Source organism: Paracoccus sp. (in: a-proteobacteria) (assembly GCF_030536915.1).
Lineage (GTDB): Bacteria > Pseudomonadota > Alphaproteobacteria > Rhodobacterales > Rhodobacteraceae > Paracoccus.
In genome coordinates this window covers 105,202-122,174 of record NZ_JAUNPC010000001.1, presented here as the reverse complement: position 1 = coordinate 122,174, position 16,973 = coordinate 105,202, and the positions used below count along the sequence as shown (strand labels likewise).

Here is a 16,973-nt window from a genome sequence, read left to right as displayed (position 1 = left end):
TCGATGGGCTACAAGATCGTCGTCGCGGGGGCCACGGGGAACGTGGGCCGCGAAATGCTGAGCATCCTGGCCGAGCGCCAGTTTCCTGCCGATGAGGTGGTGGCTCTGGCCTCGCGCCGGAGCCTTGGCACCGAGGTCAGCTTCGGCGACAAGACGCTCAAGACCAAGGACATCGAGGGCTTCGACTTTTCCGGCTACGACATGGCGCTGTTCGCCATCGGGTCCGAGGCCACGAAGAAATACGCCCCCATCGCCGCCAGCCAGGGCTGCGTGGTGATCGACAACTCGTCGCTCTACCGCTACGACCCCGCGATCCCGCTGATCGTGCCCGAGGTGAACGCCGACGCGATCGAGGATTACCGCAACAAGATGATCATCGCGAACCCCAACTGCTCGACCGCGCAGATGGTGGTGGCGCTGAAGCCGCTGCATGACCGGGCGCGGATCAAGCGGGTGGTGGTGTCCACCTACCAGTCGGTGTCGGGCGCGGGCAAGGACGGCATGGACGAGCTCTGGTCCCAGACCAAGGGGATGTATGTCCCGGGGCAGGAGGTCGAACCCAAGAAGTTCCAGCGCCAGATCGCCTTCAACGTCATTCCCCAGATCGACGTCTTCATGGAGGACGGCCAGACGAAAGAGGAATGGAAGATGGTGGCCGAGACCAAGAAGATCCTCGACCCCTCGGTCAAGGTCACGGCGACCTGCGTGCGGGTTCCGGTCTTCGTCGGCCATTCGGAATCGCTCAACATCGAGTTCGAGGACTTCCTGGACGAGGACGAGGCCCGCGACATTCTGCGCGAGGCGCCGGGCGTGCTGGTGATCGACAAGCGCGAGCCCGGCGGCTACGTCACCCCGGTCGAATCCGCGGGCGAGGACGCGACCTACATCAGCCGCATCCGCCAGGACCAGACAGTGGAAAACGGGCTGAACCTGTGGTGCGTCAGCGACAACCTGCGGAAAGGGGCGGCCCTGAACGCGGTCCAGATCGCCGAGCTTCTGGGCAACCGCATCCTGAAGAAAGGATAAGGGACGTCCGCGAACGGTCCGGCGGACTGTTCGCAAAGGGCGGTTCCCGTTCCGAACCCTTCAAAGCCGCCTCACCAAGGCGGCTTTTCTCATGCAGTTGCCTGCCCTGCGGGCTGCGCATGGGTGCCGGCCAGCGGCCGGTTGCCGGTCAGGCGGCGGACGGCGACGTAAAGGCCGGGGATCATGAAGATGCCGAGGAAGGTGGCCGAGATCATCCCGCCCATCACCCCGATCCCGATCGAGTTCTGCGCCGCGGCCCCCGCCCCCGAGGCGATCGCCAGCGGCAGCACGCCCAGGATGAAGGCCAGCGAGGTCATCAGGATCGGGCGCAGGCGCAGCTTGGCGGCCTCGATGGCGGCATCGACGGTGCTGCGGCCCGCGACCTCGAGATCGCGGGCGAATTCCACGATCAGGATGGCGTTCTTGGCCGCAAGGCCGATGGTCGTGAGGATGCCGACCTTGAAATAGACATCGTTCGACTGCCCGAAGATCAGCGCGGCCAGCACCGCGCCGAGGATGCCGACCGGCACCGACAGCATCACCGCGAAGGGCACCGTCCAGCTTTCGTAAAGCGCCGCGAGGCACAGGAAGACCACCAGCGCCGACAGCGCGTAAAGGAAGGGCGCCTGGTTGCCCGCCTGGCGTTCCTGATAGGCAAGCCCGGTCCAGGCCACGCCATAGCCGCCGGGCATCTGGGCGACCAGTTCCTCCATCGCGACCATCGCCTGGCCCGAGGTCGCGCCCGGCGCCTCGTTGCCGGAAACCGAGATCGCGTTGGTGCCCTCGAAGCGCGACAGCCGCGGGGCGATCGGTTCCCAGCGGGTGGACATGAAGGCGCTGAAGGGGACCATCTCGCCCGAGGCGTTGCGGGCATACCAGTCTTCCAGGTTCTCGGGCTGCATGCGGAACTCGGCCCCCGCCTGCACGATCACCGGGCGCAGGGTGGCGCCCATGGCGAAGTCGTTGACCTCGCGCCCCGAGAAGATCGTGGCCAGCATCCCGTTCACCTCGGAGAGGCTGAGCCCCAGCGCCTCGGCCCGCTGGGGGTCGATGTCGAGCCTGAGCGCGGCGGTATCCTCGTCCCCCGAACTGCGGACGTTGGCCAGTTGCGGGTGGTCGTTGGCTGCCTCCTCCAGCGCCTGCGCGGCCTCGCGCAGCGCGGCCGTGCCCTGGGCCGACTGGTCGATCAGGAACATCTGGAAGCCGGCGCTGTTGCCAAGCCCCTGGATCGGCGGCGGCTGGACGAAGTTGATGCGGCCTGCGCGATGGTTGGCGAAACGCTCGGTGGCGCGCTGGACAAGGGCCTGGGCCGAAAGCTCGGGGTCGCCACGCTCGTCGAAGCCTTTGAGCCGCACGAACAAGGTGGCCCGCCCCTGCCCGGTTCCCGAGAAGCCGAAGCCCAGGGCGCCGAAAGTCGAGGCGACGGCGGGTTCCTCGTTCAGCAGGTAGGTTTCGATCTCCTCGACCACGGCCAGCGTCTGCTGGGTGGTCGAGCCTTCCGACAGGTTGATCTGGGCCATCAGCACGCCCTGATCCTCGGTCGGCAGGAAGGTCGAGTTCATCCGCGTGAAAAGCTGCCAGACCACGACGCTGATGACGGCCAGCAGCAGCACCACCAGCAGCGGGTGGCGCACGGTGCGGGCGATGACCCGCGTGTACCAGTCGGTCGCCCGGTCGAAGCCGCGGTTGAACCAGCGCGCGGGCGCGAAGCGTGGCGGTCCGTGATGGGGGCGCAACAGCGTCGCGGTCTGGGACGGCGTCAGGATCAGGGCCGCCGCCAGCGACAGCATCATCGCAGTAATGATCGTGACCGAGAACTGCCGATAGACCACACCGGTCGAGCCGGCCATGAAGGCCATCGGCAGGAACACCGCCGACAGCACCACCGCGATGCCGATCAGCGCGCCGGTGATCTGGCGCATCCCCACCTCGGTCGCCCGGACGGGGTCGAGACCGTCCTCGCGCATGATGCGTTCCACGTTTTCCACCACGACGATGGCATCGTCCACCAGCAGGCCGATCGCCAGCACCATGGCGAACATGGTCAGGGTGTTGATCGTGTAGCCGAAGGCGAACAGCACGGCGAAGGTGCCCAGCAGCACCACGGGCACCACGACCACCGGGATGATCGTCGCCCGCCAGCTTTGCAGGAAGACCAGGATCACCGCGATGACCAGGACGATGGCTTCCAGCAGCGTGTGGTAGACCTTCTCGATCGACTGCTCGACAAAGGGCGAGGTGTCATAGGCGACCCGCAGTTCCACCCCGTCCGGCAGGGCGGGCTGCAGCCCCTCCAGCACCGCCCGCACACCCGCGGCGGTGTCCACGGCGTTGGCGCCGGTTTCCAGGTTCACCCCGAAGCCCGAGGCATTGGCGCCGTTGAAGCGGCTGTTGGCGCCATAGGCTTCCTGACCGATCTCGATCTCGGCCACGTCGCCCAGCCAGACGTTCGAGCCGTCGGCGCCGGTCCGCAGCAGGATGCGGCGGAAATCGTCGGCGCTGGTCAATTGGCTCTGCGCGGTCATGGTGGCGGTGAACTGCTGGCCCGGCACCACCGGCTGGCTGCCGAGCGAGCCGACCGAGACGGTCGAGTTCTGTTCCGCCACCGCCGCCGTGATGTCCGAGGGCGTCAACTGGAACTGCGCGAGCCGAAGCGGGTCCAGCCAGATCCGCATGGCATAGCCCGAGCCGAAGATGTCGATGCCGCCCACCCCGTCCACGCGCTTGACCGGGCCTTCCACGACCTCCTCCAGCAGGTTGCCCAGTTCGACCGTGGAATAGCGCCCGTCGGTCGAGACCAGCGACCCCACCATCAGGATCGACGAGGTCGAGCGCGTGACCGACACCCCGTCCGACTGCACCGCCGAGGGCAGGCGCGATTCGACGCTGCGGACCCGCGACTGCACGTCGTTCAGGGCATCCGTGGGGTCCACGCTGTCGTCGAAGGTCAGGGTCAGCGAGGACCGACCCCGGAAGGACGAGGATTCGAAATAAAGCAGGCCCTCCAGCCCGGTCAGCGTGTCCTCGATCTGCGTCGTGACCGAGTTCTGCACCGCCTCGGCGGTCGCGCCGGGATAGCTGGCCGAGATGCGGATCGTCGTCGGTGCGATGTCGGGATATTGGGACACGGGCAGGCTCAGCAGCCCCCAGACCCCGGCCAGCATCGTCACGATCGCCAGCACCCAGGCGAAGACCGGGCGATGGATGAAGAACTGCGCCATCAGTTGGCAACGCCGGCGGGGCGCGGGGCCGGAGCGGCCGCCACCGCCGGCACGGGCGCAACCTCGCCCGATGCCGGGGCGGTCTGGAAGGCGGTGGCCTCGGGTCCGGGGACCTCGCGCACCACGCCCTCGGGGTCGATGGTGACGGGAATGGTGGTGATCTCGTCGCCGTCGTTCAGGTTGGTCAGCCCGTCGAGAATCAGCAGGTCGCCTGCCTCGACGCCATCGATCACGATCCAGTTGCTTTCATGGGTCCCGGCCTCGGTCAGCACGACCTCGACCGCGCGGCCCTCGCGGGCGACAAAGGCCGTCAACTGGCCCACGGCGGATCGCCGCGTCGGACCCTGCGGGACCAGCACCCCCTCGACCGCGCCGACGGTCATCTGCACGCGCACGAACTGCCCCGGCAGGATCAGGCGGTGGGGATTCGGGAACTCCAGCCGGAAGGGGACGGTGCCGGTGGTGGGAGAGACCTCGCGCCCCGGCGCGACGAAGCGCCCGGCCTCGGGATAGACCTGCCCGGTTTCCAAGATCAGCTCGGCCTCGCGCCCCTCGACCCGGACCATCCGGCCCTGCGCCCGCTGCTCGCGGTTGCGCAGGATGCGGGCGCGGGAATCCGAGACATCGACGTAGATCGGATCGATCTGCGTGACGGTGGTCAGCACATCGCCCTGGTTGGCGGTGACGAGATCGCCGATCGAGACATTGGCGATGTCGGGCACGCCGTCGATGGGGCTGCGGATCTCGGTCCGGTCCACGGCAAGCTGGGCCAGCGCGCGTTCGGCCTCGGCCGCCGCAAGGCTGGCGCGGGCATTGGCCAGCGCGACCTGCACGGTTTCAAGCTCGGCCCGGCTGACGCCGCTGCCCTGCAGGCGGTCATAGCGGTTGACGGTGGCGGTGGCGCCCTGGACGGCAGCCTCGGCGCTGATCACCGCGGCCTCGGCGGCCGAGAGCGTGGCGGCAAGCTGGTCGTCGTTCAGCCGGAAAAGAACGGTCCCCGCCTCGACCGAGATGCCGGGCTGATAGGCGATCTCGACGATCTCGCCGCCCACCTGCGGGCGGATGCCGGTTTCCTGATAAGCCACCGCGCGGCCGGGCAGGGTGACGGTCACCGGCACCGTGTCGCGCTGAAGGGTGGTGACGCCGACCTCGCGCGGGCCCTGCGGCGCGCCCGGCCCGGAACCCGGCGCCTGCGCAGCGGCGGGAACAGGGGCGATCAGGGCGAGGGCGAAGGCCGCCACGACCATTTTCATGCCCGCCTTGCGGCGCGGCCGAAGCCTCCACGAAATCGGTCGCAGTCGGAATGTCATGGGTTTCAGCATCGCAGCCGTCCCGATGCCCGGCAAGGGCACGAAATCGTCAGAAAAGCGTGTCGAGCCAGCCTGCGAAGCCCAGTGTCCCGTCAAGCACGGCGATGTGATCGGCGGGGGTACCAAGCGCCAGGGCCAGCGGCGCCAGCCCCATCGCCCTGCGGGGCACATCACCCGCCATGGCGATGCAATCCCCAAGCGCAACGCCACCCTGAAGATGCAGCCGCGCAAGCCCCGTCATCATGTCCAGATGCGCCCCCGCCAGCGCGCCGTCGGCGTTGACCAGCCGCCCGTCGCGCAACGCGATCCGGCGACCGTAGAGGGTGAAGGCCGCGGGGCCGCCGACGCTGGGCATGGCGTCCGACACGATGAAGCACCGCCCGGCCCGCGGACGCGCGGCCAGCGCCAGCCGCAGCATGGCCCAGTCCACATGGATGCCGTCCGGGATGAGGCCGAGCCAGGCGTCCGACAGGATCGCGGCGGCGGCAAGGCCGGGTTCGCGGTGATGCAAGGGCGGCATCGCATTGAACAGATGCGTGGCCATGCCGACGCCATTGGCAAAGGCCAGTTCCGCCTGCGCCACCGTGGCCGAGGAATGACCCGCCGACAGCACCACCCCCAGCGCCCGCGCACGGGCCAGCAGCACCGGATCCGCCAGTTCCGGCGCCAGCGTCAGCAGCACCGGGATGCCGGCCGCGCGCAGCCGCGCCATCACCGCCAGCGTGCGCTCGTCCATGGGCCGGATATGCCGGGCGTCATGGGTGCCCCGCCGCTCGGGGGCGATATGGGGACCTTCGATGTGGATGCCGGCGATGCCCGGCATCCCCCAGACCGCGATCACGGCATCGGCGGCAGCCTCCATCACCTCGGGCACGTCGGTGATCACGGTGGGCAGGATCGCGTGGGTGCCCAAGGACCGATGCGCCACCCGGATCGCGGCAAGGCCAGCGGGCGAGGGATCGGCGTTGAACAGCACCCCGCCGCCGCCGTTCACCTGCAGGTCGGTGGCGCCGGGCATCAGCAGGTGAACCCTGCGGTCCGGCCTGTCCCGGCCAAGCGGTCCCGCAGCGGCGATGCGGCCGTCCCGCAGGCGGAGCGCCCATCCTTCCCGCAGCGCGCCGCCGGCCCACATCAGGTCGGCGGCGATCAGGGCATCCACGGCATCTCGCCCCGGGCGGTCATGCGGGCCAGGAGCGCCGCGCCCCGGACCCCGCTTGCATCCCCGTGCCGGGCCAGGCGGAGGATGGGAAGGGGCGTGCCTGGCATCAGCCGCGCCGGAAGCGCCGCCTGAAGCCGCTCAATGATGCCGGGCATCTGCGACACGCCGCCGCCGAGAACCACGATCTCGGGGTCGATGGTCATCTGCAGCACCTCCAGCGCCTCGGCGGCAAGGTCGGCCCAGGCGGCCAGCACCGCCTCGACCGCGGCCTCATGCGCGCGGGCGGCCAGTTCGGGGGCGGTGATCTTTCCCAGCCCCATATGCGCCGCCAGCTGCGTCAGGCCGGGCCCTGCGACATAGGCCTCGATGCAGCCGGGCCGTCCGCAGCCACAGGTCCACAGGTCCAGCCCGTGCCGCGCAAGGGCGCGGGCGGGCATCCCGCAATGGCCGATCTCGACCGCGATGCCGCCGGGGCGCTGCGCCGGACGGCCGTCAAGGCAAACGCCGGCGGCAAAGCCGGTGCCGATGATCAGCCCGACCGCCGCCGCATGACCGTCGGCCGCGCCGCCGTTCGCTTCCGAGAAAGCCAGCGCCATGGAATCGTTCATCACCGGCAACGGCCGTCCCGCAACCTCGGTCAGCCTTGCGGCCATGTTCTCGCCGCTGATCGGCAGGTTGGCGGTCCGGGCGATGCCGCTGCCGGGTTCGACCACGCCGCTCATGGCGATGCCGATGGGCAGGTCGGTGCCCGCGCATTCCCGCAGCCAGCCGACCAGCCCGCCCAGCGCCGCGAAGAAGCCGTCGGCGCTGTCGCGGGGCGTCGGCACCCGGCGCGTGTCGATCGTCCCGAGGCCGGCGTCAAACAGCCGCGCCTCGATCTTGGTGCCACCGATGTCGAGTCCGCCGCAGTCCATGGTCCCTCGCGTTTTTTCCAGTTCCTAGCGCCCACGGGACGGCTTGCCAAACGCCCTGCGCCGGCCAAGTTAGAAACAAATGCGGAAGGAAGGCCATGACGGTGGTGCCGGGCATCGTGGTGAAGGGTTCGGGCCTGCCTGACGTGGCGGCGACCGGGCTGGTCCGGGCCGAACCATGCGGAAATCCTGGCCCCCCGGCCGCTGGGATGTGCCGGGGGCCACGATGAGCCCTCTGCAGCCGCCTTTCAGCGCAAAGGAAGATCCCGCCTTGCCCGGCCAACCCGCCGGCCCGTCCCTCCGCCGTGCGCTGGTCACAGGGCATTTTTCGACCGTCGGCGACATAGAGGTGCTGCACCGGGTCGAGGCCCGCCTGCACGAACTGGGCATTCCCTTCGATGTCGCGCCCTATACGCTGGACCTGCTGGGGCTTGATCCCTCCTGGGTGGACGCAGCCAGCCTCGATCCGGCCGGCTTCACCCATCTGATCGTGGTCTGCGGTCCCTATGCGCCCGATTACCCGGTGAAGTTCCCGCATGTCCTTGCCCGGTTCCGGCATTGCACGCAGGTCGGGGTGAACCTGACGATGGTTGCGCCCTTGGCCGCCTGCAACCCGTTCGACGCGCTGCTGGAACGCGACAGCGACCGGATGGTGCGGCCGGACCTGAGCTTTCTGCAGAAAGTGGCCCGCGTCCCCGTGGTGGGGCTGTGCCTTGCGCGGTCGCAGCGCGAATACGGGACGCGGCAGATGCACGACCTGGCTGAACAGCGGCTGCAAGCGCTGCTGCGGCGCGCGGGCGCGGCGGTGGTCGAACTGGACACGACCCTGCCCCGTTCCGCCAACCGCAGCGGGATCGGCAGCCCGGCCGAGTTCGAATCGATCCTCGCGCGGCTCGACGCGCTGGTGACGACGCGGCTGCATGGCACGGTGCTGGCGCTGAAGAACGGGGTGCCGGTGCTGGCCGTGGATGCGATCGCGGGCCGCGACAAGGTCACGCGGCAGGCGGACCTGCTGGGCTGGCCCGAGATCCATGCGCTGGAAACCGCCAGCGACGCGCAGCTTGATCAGGCGCTGGCCCGCTGCCTGCAGCCAGAGGCGCGGGACCGCGCGCAGGCCTGCGCGGCGCACGCCCGCGCGTTGCTGGCCGGTCACGGGGACGACTTCGCCGCGGCGCTGGGGGCCGAAGCCCGGCCGGAACGCCGTCCGCCGGTCGCCTCGGGCAAGGGCCGGCTCAGCCAGTTGGCCGCGCGCTGGCGGCACTGGAAACGCGGGCGGTTTCCCCGGCGGTAGGATGCCGCCCCCGGAATGAAAAAGGCCCCGGCCGTTTCCAGCCGGGGCGCGTGCAAAGGGATGGCAGGACCGGGCTTACTCGGCCTGTGCCTCTTCCTTCTTCGGCTCGGTGATCTCCTCGCCGGTGTCCTGATCGACCATCTTCATGCCCAGCCGGACCTTGCCGCGGTCGTCGAAGCCCAGAAGCTTGACCTTGACCTCCTGGCCTTCCTTCAGCACCTCGTTCGGGTGCGTCAGGCGCTTGCCGGAAATCTGGCTGACATGGACCAGCCCGTCGCGCTTGCCGAAGAAGTTCACGAAGGCGCCGAAGTCCACCAGCTTGACGACCTTGCCGGTGTAAACCTTGCCTTCCTCGGGCTCGGCCACGATCGAATAGATCATGTCATAGGCCTTCTTGATCGAATCGGCATTGGCCGAGGCGATCTTGATGGTGCCGTCGTCGTTGATGTCGACCTTGGCGCCCGAGGTTTCCACGATCTCGCGGATGACCTTGCCGCCCGAGCCGATCACTTCGCGGATCTTGTCGGTGGGGATCGTCATCGTCTCGATGCGCGGGGCATGGGCCGAGAACTCGCGCCGGCCTTCGGTCAGGGCCTTCGACATCTCGGACAGGATGTGCATCCGGCCGTCCTTGGCCTGCGCCAGCGCCTGTTCCATGATCGCAGGGGTGATCCCCTGGACCTTGATGTCCATCTGCAAGCTGGTGATGCCGTTCTCGGTGCCCGCGACCTTGAAGTCCATGTCGCCCAGGTGATCCTCGTCGCCGAGGATGTCGGTCAGCACCGCCCAGTTGTCCCCGTCCTCAAGGATCAGACCCATGGCCACGCCTGCGACCGGAGCCTTCAGCGGCACGCCCGCGTCCATCATCGCCAGCGAGCCGCCGCAGACCGAGGCCATGGACGACGAGCCGTTCGATTCGGTGATCTCGGACACGACGCGGATGGTGTAGGGGAAGTCGGTCGCCGCCGGCAGCACCGCCTGCAGCGCGCGCCAGGCCAGCTTGCCGTGGCCGATCTCGCGACGGCCGGGGCTGCCCACGCGACCCACCTCGCCAACCGAATAGGGCGGGAAGTTGTAGTGCAGCAGGAAGTTCGACCGCGAATTGCCATGCAGCGCGTCGATGATTTGCTCGTCGTCGCCAGTGCCCAGCGTGGTCACGACCAGCGCCTGGGTCTCGCCGCGGGTGAACAGCGCCGAGCCGTGCGTGCGCGGCAGGATGCCGACTTCCGAGTCGATGGCGCGGACGGTGCGGTTGTCGCGGCCGTCGATCCGGGCGCCCCCGCGGATGATGTCGCCGCGCAGGATGCCCGATTCCAGCTTCTTCAGCGCCGAGCCGAGGTTCGGGTCGGCCAGTTCGGCTTCGGACAGGTCGGCGACGATCTGTTCGCGGACCGCCTGGATGGCGTCGCGGCGGTCGGCCTTGTCGATGATCGCATAGGCCGCGCGCATCCCTTCCTCGCCCAGCGACTTCACGCGGGCGGAAAGCTCGGAATAATCGGGCGACTGGAAGTCGAAGGGTTCCTTGGCGGCATCTTCGGCCAGTGACACGATCAGGTCGATCACGGGCTGCATCTGCTCGTGGCCGAACTTGACGGCGCCGAGCATCTCTTCCTCGGTCAGCTCGTAGGCTTCCGATTCAACCATCATCACGGCGTCCTTGGTGCCGGCGACGATCAGGTCCAGACGCTGCTCGGGGTTGGACCGCAGGTGGTCCATGTCGGCAACCTCGGGGTTCAGGACGTATTCGCCACCCGCGAAACCCACGCGCGCCGCCCCGATCGGCCCCATGAAGGGCACGCCGGAAATCGTCAGCGCCGCCGAGGCCGCGATCATCGCCACGATGTCGGGGTCGTTGACCAGGTCATGCGACAGCACCGTGCACATGACCAGCGTTTCATTCTTGAAGCCGGGCGCGAACAGCGGGCGGCAGGGACGGTCGATCAGGCGAGCGGTCAGCGTTTCCTTTTCGGTCGGCCGCGCCTCGCGCTTGAAGAAGCCGCCCGGGATCTTGCCGGCGGCATAGTATTTTTCCTGGTAGTGCACGGTCAGGGGGAAGAAGTCCTGACCGGCTTTCGGTTCCTTGGCGAAGGTCACGTTGGCCATGACGCTGGTTTCTCCCAGCGTGGCGATGACGGACCCGTCAGCCTGGCGGGCAACCTTGCCCGTTTCCAGGGTGAGCGTTTCCTGCCCCCACTGGATCGATTTCTTCACTTCGTCGAACATCTGGTTTCCTCAGGGGCGCACCGGCCCTCCGGCCGCCCGTGTCATATGGCGGCCCCATTGCCGCCTGCCCCAATCCTTAAGCGCGGCCGGGGGCGGGCCTCACGTCGCAGATTGACCGCCCATACAGGAAAACGGAACGCGAGAAAAGGATTATCCGTGGCGGCGGCCGGACTGGCACGGCAGGTCCCAGGCCTTGCAGGCAAGGACAGGTCGCTGATTGTCGGGGTCCATGCCCAGCGGCATCATCCTGTCGCGGGCCTACCGGGCGCGTGCTGTCGGCGGCTCGTGGGCGCCGCCGAACAGCCTGCCGATCCAGCCAATGCCGGCACTGACGTGAAAGGCCGCGCGATGGTCCTGACAGTGATGCGTCGGGTGGGGCTGCCGGTGACATGGCGGCCGAATCGGCCATCCGGCAGGTTCAGATGCGAAGGGAAGCGCCGCAGCCAGGCTGGAGTCATGGGAAAGGGCCGTCCCCGAGGGAAAGGCCTTGGGGACGCAACCGGCCTTTCCGCACGGGCGAGCGTCATGCGCGCGCAAGCGTCCGCGGCTCGTTGGCTTCGGCACCGGGGACAGGGGCCGCGGGCTCTGCCGCCTCGGGACGGTCGGCCATCCCTGCGATCCGGTCGATCAGTCCCAGCCTGTTTTCATGGGAAAGCGACTGGATTGCCCAGGCGCGCGCCGCGGCCTCGTCGTCGGGGATGACGCCTGCCTCGGGCGCGCTGCTCGAGGTCGCGAGCTGCACCCCGGCGGGGACCATGGTCGCGGGACTTGCCGACAAGGCCGAAGCAGACGGCGCGGCCGGATAGGCACTGGCGGCCTTGGCAGAAGTGACGGCGTTCCGCGCCTCCGGCAAGGGAGAGGCTGCGGCAACCTTGGCGGCAGGCGTCACGGGGGCAGGGGTTCCATTCGCCGGGACAGCCACCGGCGCCCTGTCACGGGCAGCCTGCTCCGCCTGCCGGACCTCCTGACCGGACAGGTCGAACCGGACCGCGCTTTCGGCGGGCTCGGGCGTGGCCGGCGGGGGGTTTGCCTGCCGGGAAGACTCGTCCGCGGCCCGTCTTGCCGCGTTCCTGAGATGCATCAGGGCGCTGACAATCTGGCCGGCGGGGCCATGGGAAATGCTGCTGGGCATGATGTTCGCTCCGTTTCGTTGCGAACACAGGATTTCCCGCCTGCCGTTAAGACACCAGAAACCAATATCGCGCATTTTAGGCGAAGCGCGCGCCGCCGTCCGGAACGAAAAACGCCCGCGGCTTTCGCTGCGGGCGCGGGGATCGACGAGGCGATGGTGTCAGCGGCGCAGGCCCAGCCGCGCGATCAGGTCGGTGTAGCGCGCCTCGTCCTTGTTCTTGAGGTAGTCCAGCAGCTTGCGGCGCTGGGCGACCATCATCAGAAGGCCACGGCGCGAGTGGTTGTCCTTCTTGTGGGTCTTGAAATGCTCGGTCAGCGTCGCGATGCGCGAGCTGAGGATGGCCACCTGCACTTCGGGCGAGCCGGTGTCGCCGGCTTTGGTGGCATATTCGCCCATGACGCGGGCCTTTTCCTCGACGGTGATCGACATCGGGGACTCCTGTTTGCAAAAGGGTGATGGCGCAGGCCGGGATGTCGTCCAGCACAGGCCCGTGGAGGTCATCCGCCCGAATCGCCGGAACGGATGGGCGCGTATAGGCAAAGTTCTTGCCGAAAGAAAGCCTCAGGCCGCGCGCAGACCGATCTGCGCGGCGTCAAGTCCCGCGGCGTTCAGCACATGGACGACCGCCGTGCCGTTCAGGCGCACATAGGCCGACCCGTCGGGCTGCGGGTCCAGCGTGACAAGGGCCTGGTCCAGGTCGGTCCTGGAAAGAACCAGATCCAGCCGGTCATGCGCGGCGTCGAAATCGCCCAGCGTGGCGGGGGGCTGGCCCGCCATGCGGTCGGCGGGAAGCTCGAACAGGTCGTTGCCCGCCCCGCCCTCCAGCCAGTCATCGGCGGCGCCGATCAGCGTGTCGTCGCCCTCGCCCCCGTGCAGCCAGTCGCGCTCGGCATCCTCGTCATCCGCGATCAGCAGGTCGTCGCCCGCGTCGCCCGACAGGTCGTCGGCGCCCGCACCTGCCCGCAGCGTGTCGTTGCCCTCGCAGCCCGACAGCCAGTCGGCGCCACTGCCGCCAAGCATCAGGTCGCTGCCCTCGCCGCCAATCAGGGTGTCGTCGCCGGAGCCGCCCTCCAGCCGGTCATCGCCGCCTTCCCCGGCCAGCAGGTCGTGGCCCGCACCGCCCAGCAGGGTGTCGTTGCCGAACCCTTCCACCGCGTAATCGCCGTGGATCACGTCGTCGCCGTCGCCACCCGACACGAGGTCATGGCCGCTGCCCGCCCGGATGTCGTCGTCGCCCCCCGCGCCATCGATGCAGTCGTCGCGCTCGAACCCTTCCAGCCATTCGCCGGCATCCGATCCGGTGATCGGCTCGGGTCCGGGTTCGGCCAGATCCGGCTCGGCTGCGGGATCATCCTGATCGTCCTGATCCTCCTCGTCGTCCGAGGTCAGGTCGAAGGCGAAGGCCAGCATCATCACGCTGGCAAGCGAAAGCAGGACGAGCATGCGGAAGCCCCGGTCAGAACGCGGCAAGGGCCGCCGGACCTTCCTAGCCGCGAATCATCCCGCCGGATATCCAAAGGTTACGAAAGGGTTAAGGCGCATCTGGCCCCCGTGGGCGGCGCAACCAGACGTAATAGGCCCCGCCGCCGCCATGGCGGACATGGGCGGGAACCACCTGCAGCACGGCGCGCGAGACCGGCGCCATCTGCAGCCAGTGCGGCACCTCGTGGCGCAGCGCGCCCGAACGGAAGGGCAGCGGTCCCTGGTCGCCCCTGCCCTTGCCAGTGATGACCAGCACCAGCCGGTGGCCCGCCCCCTGCGCCCGCAGGATGAAGCCGGTCAGTTCCGCCTTGGCCACCGCCAGCGTCATCCCGTGCAGGTCGATCCGCGCATCGGGCCGCATCTTGCCGCGCGTCAGCGAGCGGTGGGTCTTGGCGTCCATCCGCAGCGGCTGCGCGGCAAGCCGCTCGGCCGGGGAAGGCACGCGGGCGACATGCACCGGCGGCAGCGGCCGGTCCCGCCCAAGGCTGAAGTCCTGGGGCAGGGCAGCGCTCGGGGCGCGGGGCGTGACTGCGGGCGGCGCGGGGTCGGGGTGCGGGGCCGTGATCCGCCGCCGCCCGGCCGCGGCCATGGGTGTCACGCTGCGCGCAACCTGTGCCCAAAGCGCCTTGTCATCCTCGGACAACCCGCCCCGGCCGCGGCGGCGGGACATCTCAGGCGGTCGCGACCAGTTGCCAGTTCGGGTCGTCCTGACCCATCCGGCGAGCAAAGGTCCAGACGTCGCGCTGCTTGCGCGCGGCCTTGGGATCGCCCTCGACCACATTGCCCTGGGCATCGCGGTGGACGGCGATCAGCTCGCCCACGAAGCGGACGGAAATCTCGCCCGTGCCGCTCTGCGGATCGAAGCTCGCCCCCTGCAGACCGGTCTCGCGGGTGCCGAGATACTGCACCTCGGTGCGGATGCCCTGCGCCTGCCGCTGCTGGATCACCCCGTCGAAGGCCTCGGCCACCTGCGGGGCAAGGAAGGGGCGGACCTCGGACAGGTCGCCGCGCTCGAAGGCGGTCAGGATCATCTCATAGGCCTGCCGGGCGCCGGCAAGGAAAGGTCCCACGGCAAAGGACGGCTCGGCCCGCTGCATCGCGGTCAGCGCCTCGGCGGCGGGGGTGCCGGGCTCGGCATGGTCCAGCACATCGCTTTCCTCGGGGGCGGGTGCTGCCACGGGCGCGGGGCGGCTGGCCTGGACCGGCTGCGGCGGACGCTCGAATCCCTCGCGGGTACCCAGGACATTGCGCAGGCGCATGATGAGAAAGACCGCGATGGCCCCCAGCACGATGATCTGTAGCATCGTATTCGACATTATCCGCGTGCGCCCCTGGCGTTAGGTCTGGTCTGATCTGAACGTCTGATTATGTAGGTGGCACAGCCCGCCAAGTCCAGTTGCGGGCCGATCACGAGGTTCAACGATGTGGTTCCTGATCCTGTTCGTCCTGTGGCCGATCCTCGAGATCGCGCTGTTCATCCAGATCGGAGCCGAGATCGGGATTGCGGCGACGATCCTGTGGGTGCTGCTGTCGGCGGTCCTGGGCGTCTGGGTCATGCGCCGGCAGGGGGCGGCCGCGATGGCCGATCTGCAGCGGGCGGTCGAGGAGTTCCGCGACCCCGGCCAGCCCATCGCCCATGGCGCGCTGATCATGCTGGGGGGCGGGCTGCTGGTGCTGCCGGGCTTCTTCACCGACGCGATGGGCATCCTGCTGCTGATCCCGCCGGTGCGGGGGCTGGTGCTGCGGACCCTGGGCAAGCGGGTGCGCGTCACGCAGGCGGGCTTCGGCACTGGGCGCCACGGCACCCCGCGGGGCCGGCCCACGGTGATCGACGCCGAATATGTCGTGGTCGAGGACGAGGACCCGGACGAGCCGCCGCCCGCGCTGCCGCCGCGCGGAACGCGCCGCCCTTCCGGCTGGACGCAGCATTGAGCGGAGACGGCCGCGATGCTAACACCCGCGGGAACCGCTGTGTGCGAGGATGAAAGATGACTGACGAGACCACGAACGGCGCCGCCTCCGGCGCAGCCGCCCCCCCGGCCCAGCCCGGCCAGCCCGCTGTCCGCCTGAACATCCTGGCCCAGTTCACCCGCGACCTGTCCTTCGAGAACATCGTCGCGCAGAAGGGCCTCGGCGGCGACGTCTCGCCCGAGATCCAGGTGCAGGTCAGCCTTGATGCCCGCAAGCGTCAGGTCGAGCATCAGTACGAGGTGATCTGCAAGTATCGCGTGACCTCGCAGAACGCTTCCGACAAGGCCAAGCTGTTCCTGTGCGAACTGGACTATGCCGGCGTCTTCCATATCGAGGGCGTGCCGGAAGAGCAGATGCACCCCTTCCTGATGATCGAATGCCCGCGGATGCTGTTCCCCTTTGTCCGCCGCATCCTGTCGGACGTGACGCGCGACGGGGGCTTTCCGCCCTTCAACCTCGACCCGATCGACTTCGTGGCGCTTTACCGGCAGGAGGCCGCGCGCCGGGCGCAGGCCGAGGCGCAGTCGGGGGCCGAACGGCCGCAGGGCCAGCCCTTGTCCTGAGCCATGCGCCGCGATCGCCTGACCGGGCCGCCCTGCAACGGGCGGCCTTTTTCCATCGCCGCCCCGAGGTGCCGCTGATGGCGCGCGCAAGGGCATGGCAGCGGATGCTGTCAGGCCGCAGGCTGGATCTGCTGGACCCGACGCCGGTGGATGTCGAGATCGGCGACATCGCCCATGGGCTTGCCTTTGTCGCGCGCTGGAATGGCCAGACCCGCGGCGACTGGGCCTATACGGTGGCCGAGCATTCCCTGCTGGTCGAGGAGATCCTGACGCGGCTCGATCCCGACATCGCGCCGCAATGGCAGCTTGCGGCGCTGCTGCATGACGCGCCGGAATATGTGATCGGGGACATGATCTCGCCGGTCAAGGCGGCACTGGGGCCGGAATACCGCGAGATGGACGCCCGCCTTGCCGCGGCGATCCACCGCCGCTTCGGCCTGCCGTCGGCGATCCCGGCCCCGGTCAAGGCCCGGATCAAGCGGGCCGACCGGATCTCTGCCCGGCTGGAGGCGGTCGAGATCGCGGGCTTCACCCCCGCCGAGGCCGACCGCCTGTTTCCCCTGCCCCGTGGCGCGACCACGGACGGTCTGAGGATCAGGCTGCGCCCGCCTGTCGAGACGCGCACAGCCTTCCTTGATCGCTTTGCCGCGCTGATGGTCCGCCTGGACGGCTGACCCCGGCGCG

Annotated in this window: 15 protein-coding genes; 5 read left to right on the top strand and 10 right to left on the bottom strand. The window is 69.0% G+C overall.

Annotation, left to right across the window (positions count from 1 at the left end; translation table 11 throughout):
* Window positions 1–3: 3 nt before the first annotated feature.
* The gene (locus tag Q4F04_RS00610; RefSeq protein WP_303367891.1) at window positions 4–1,026 is read left to right on the top strand and encodes an aspartate-semialdehyde dehydrogenase; all 1,023 of its coding nucleotides are present in this window, start codon (window positions 4–6) and stop codon (window positions 1,024–1,026) included.
* Between the two features lie 89 nt (window positions 1,027–1,115).
* On the opposite strand, the gene Q4F04_RS00605 is transcribed toward Q4F04_RS00610, so the two are convergent.
* The 4 genes from Q4F04_RS00605 to Q4F04_RS00590 form a co-directional block, all read right to left on the bottom strand.
* Entirely contained in the window at window positions 1,116–4,247 is a 3,132-nt protein-coding gene (locus Q4F04_RS00605) for an efflux RND transporter permease subunit (protein ID WP_303367890.1), read from the bottom strand.
* On the bottom strand, window positions 4,247–5,500 hold the full coding sequence (locus Q4F04_RS00600) for an efflux RND transporter periplasmic adaptor subunit (RefSeq protein WP_303367889.1): 1,254 nt from the start codon (window positions 5,498–5,500) through the stop codon (window positions 4,247–4,249). Before Q4F04_RS00600 ends, Q4F04_RS00605 begins: the two co-directional genes overlap by 1 nt.
* Window positions 5,501–5,606: 106 nt before the next feature.
* Entirely contained in the window at window positions 5,607–6,716 is a 1,110-nt protein-coding gene (locus Q4F04_RS00595) for an N-acetylglucosamine-6-phosphate deacetylase (RefSeq protein WP_303367888.1), read from the bottom strand.
* The gene (locus Q4F04_RS00590) at window positions 6,704–7,630 is read right to left on the bottom strand and encodes an ROK family protein (RefSeq protein ID WP_303367887.1); all 927 of its coding nucleotides are present in this window, start codon (window positions 7,628–7,630) and stop codon (window positions 6,704–6,706) included. The genes Q4F04_RS00595 and Q4F04_RS00590 overlap by 13 nt, the downstream gene beginning before the upstream one ends.
* 268 nt (window positions 7,631–7,898) lie before the next feature.
* Here Q4F04_RS00590 and Q4F04_RS00585 point away from each other — a divergent pair, with 268 nt between their 5' ends.
* Window positions 7,899–8,918, top strand: coding sequence for a polysaccharide pyruvyl transferase family protein (locus Q4F04_RS00585; RefSeq protein ID WP_303367886.1), 1,020 nt, complete (start codon window positions 7,899–7,901; stop codon window positions 8,916–8,918).
* A gap of 75 nt (window positions 8,919–8,993) precedes the next feature.
* On the opposite strand, the gene pnp is transcribed toward Q4F04_RS00585, so the two are convergent.
* The 6 genes from pnp to Q4F04_RS00555 all read right to left on the bottom strand — a co-directional run bounded on the left by pnp (window position 8,994) and on the right by Q4F04_RS00555 (window position 15,071).
* Window positions 8,994–11,141, bottom strand: a complete 2,148-nt coding sequence (gene pnp / locus Q4F04_RS00580) for a polyribonucleotide nucleotidyltransferase (RefSeq protein WP_303367885.1) — start codon at window positions 11,139–11,141, stop codon at window positions 8,994–8,996.
* A 523-nt stretch (window positions 11,142–11,664) separates the two neighbouring features.
* Window positions 11,665–12,273, bottom strand: coding sequence for a hypothetical protein (locus tag Q4F04_RS00575; RefSeq protein WP_303367884.1), 609 nt, complete (start codon window positions 12,271–12,273; stop codon window positions 11,665–11,667).
* A 159-nt stretch (window positions 12,274–12,432) separates the two neighbouring features.
* The gene (gene rpsO, locus Q4F04_RS00570; RefSeq protein WP_182792649.1) at window positions 12,433–12,702 is read right to left on the bottom strand and encodes a 30S ribosomal protein S15; all 270 of its coding nucleotides are present in this window, start codon (window positions 12,700–12,702) and stop codon (window positions 12,433–12,435) included.
* Between the two features lie 132 nt (window positions 12,703–12,834).
* On the bottom strand, window positions 12,835–13,716 hold the full coding sequence (locus tag Q4F04_RS00565) for a calcium-binding protein (RefSeq protein ID WP_303367883.1): 882 nt from the start codon (window positions 13,714–13,716) through the stop codon (window positions 12,835–12,837).
* 88 nt (window positions 13,717–13,804) lie between these two features.
* On the bottom strand, window positions 13,805–14,425 hold the full coding sequence (locus Q4F04_RS00560; protein WP_303367882.1) for a Smr/MutS family protein: 621 nt from the start codon (window positions 14,423–14,425) through the stop codon (window positions 13,805–13,807).
* A 1-nt stretch (window position 14,426) separates the two neighbouring features.
* The gene (locus Q4F04_RS00555; RefSeq protein WP_303367881.1) at window positions 14,427–15,071 is read right to left on the bottom strand and encodes a Tim44/TimA family putative adaptor protein; all 645 of its coding nucleotides are present in this window, start codon (window positions 15,069–15,071) and stop codon (window positions 14,427–14,429) included.
* A 106-nt stretch (window positions 15,072–15,177) separates the two neighbouring features.
* On the opposite strand from Q4F04_RS00555, the gene Q4F04_RS00550 reads away from it, so the two are divergent.
* The 3 genes from Q4F04_RS00550 to Q4F04_RS00540 all read left to right on the top strand — a co-directional run bounded on the left by Q4F04_RS00550 (window position 15,178) and on the right by Q4F04_RS00540 (window position 16,963).
* Window positions 15,178–15,687 (top strand): FxsA family protein, encoded by a 510-nt coding sequence (locus Q4F04_RS00550; protein WP_303367880.1) that lies wholly within the window; start codon window positions 15,178–15,180, stop codon window positions 15,685–15,687.
* A 56-nt stretch (window positions 15,688–15,743) separates the two neighbouring features.
* A complete protein-coding gene (gene secB / locus Q4F04_RS00545) occupies window positions 15,744–16,289 on the top strand; it encodes a protein-export chaperone SecB (RefSeq protein WP_303367879.1) in 546 nt (181 codons plus the stop codon).
* A 77-nt stretch (window positions 16,290–16,366) separates the two neighbouring features.
* Complete coding sequence (locus tag Q4F04_RS00540; protein WP_303367878.1) at window positions 16,367–16,963, top strand: HD family hydrolase; 597 nt, start codon at window positions 16,367–16,369, stop codon at window positions 16,961–16,963.
* Window positions 16,964–16,973: the final 10 nt, after the last annotated feature.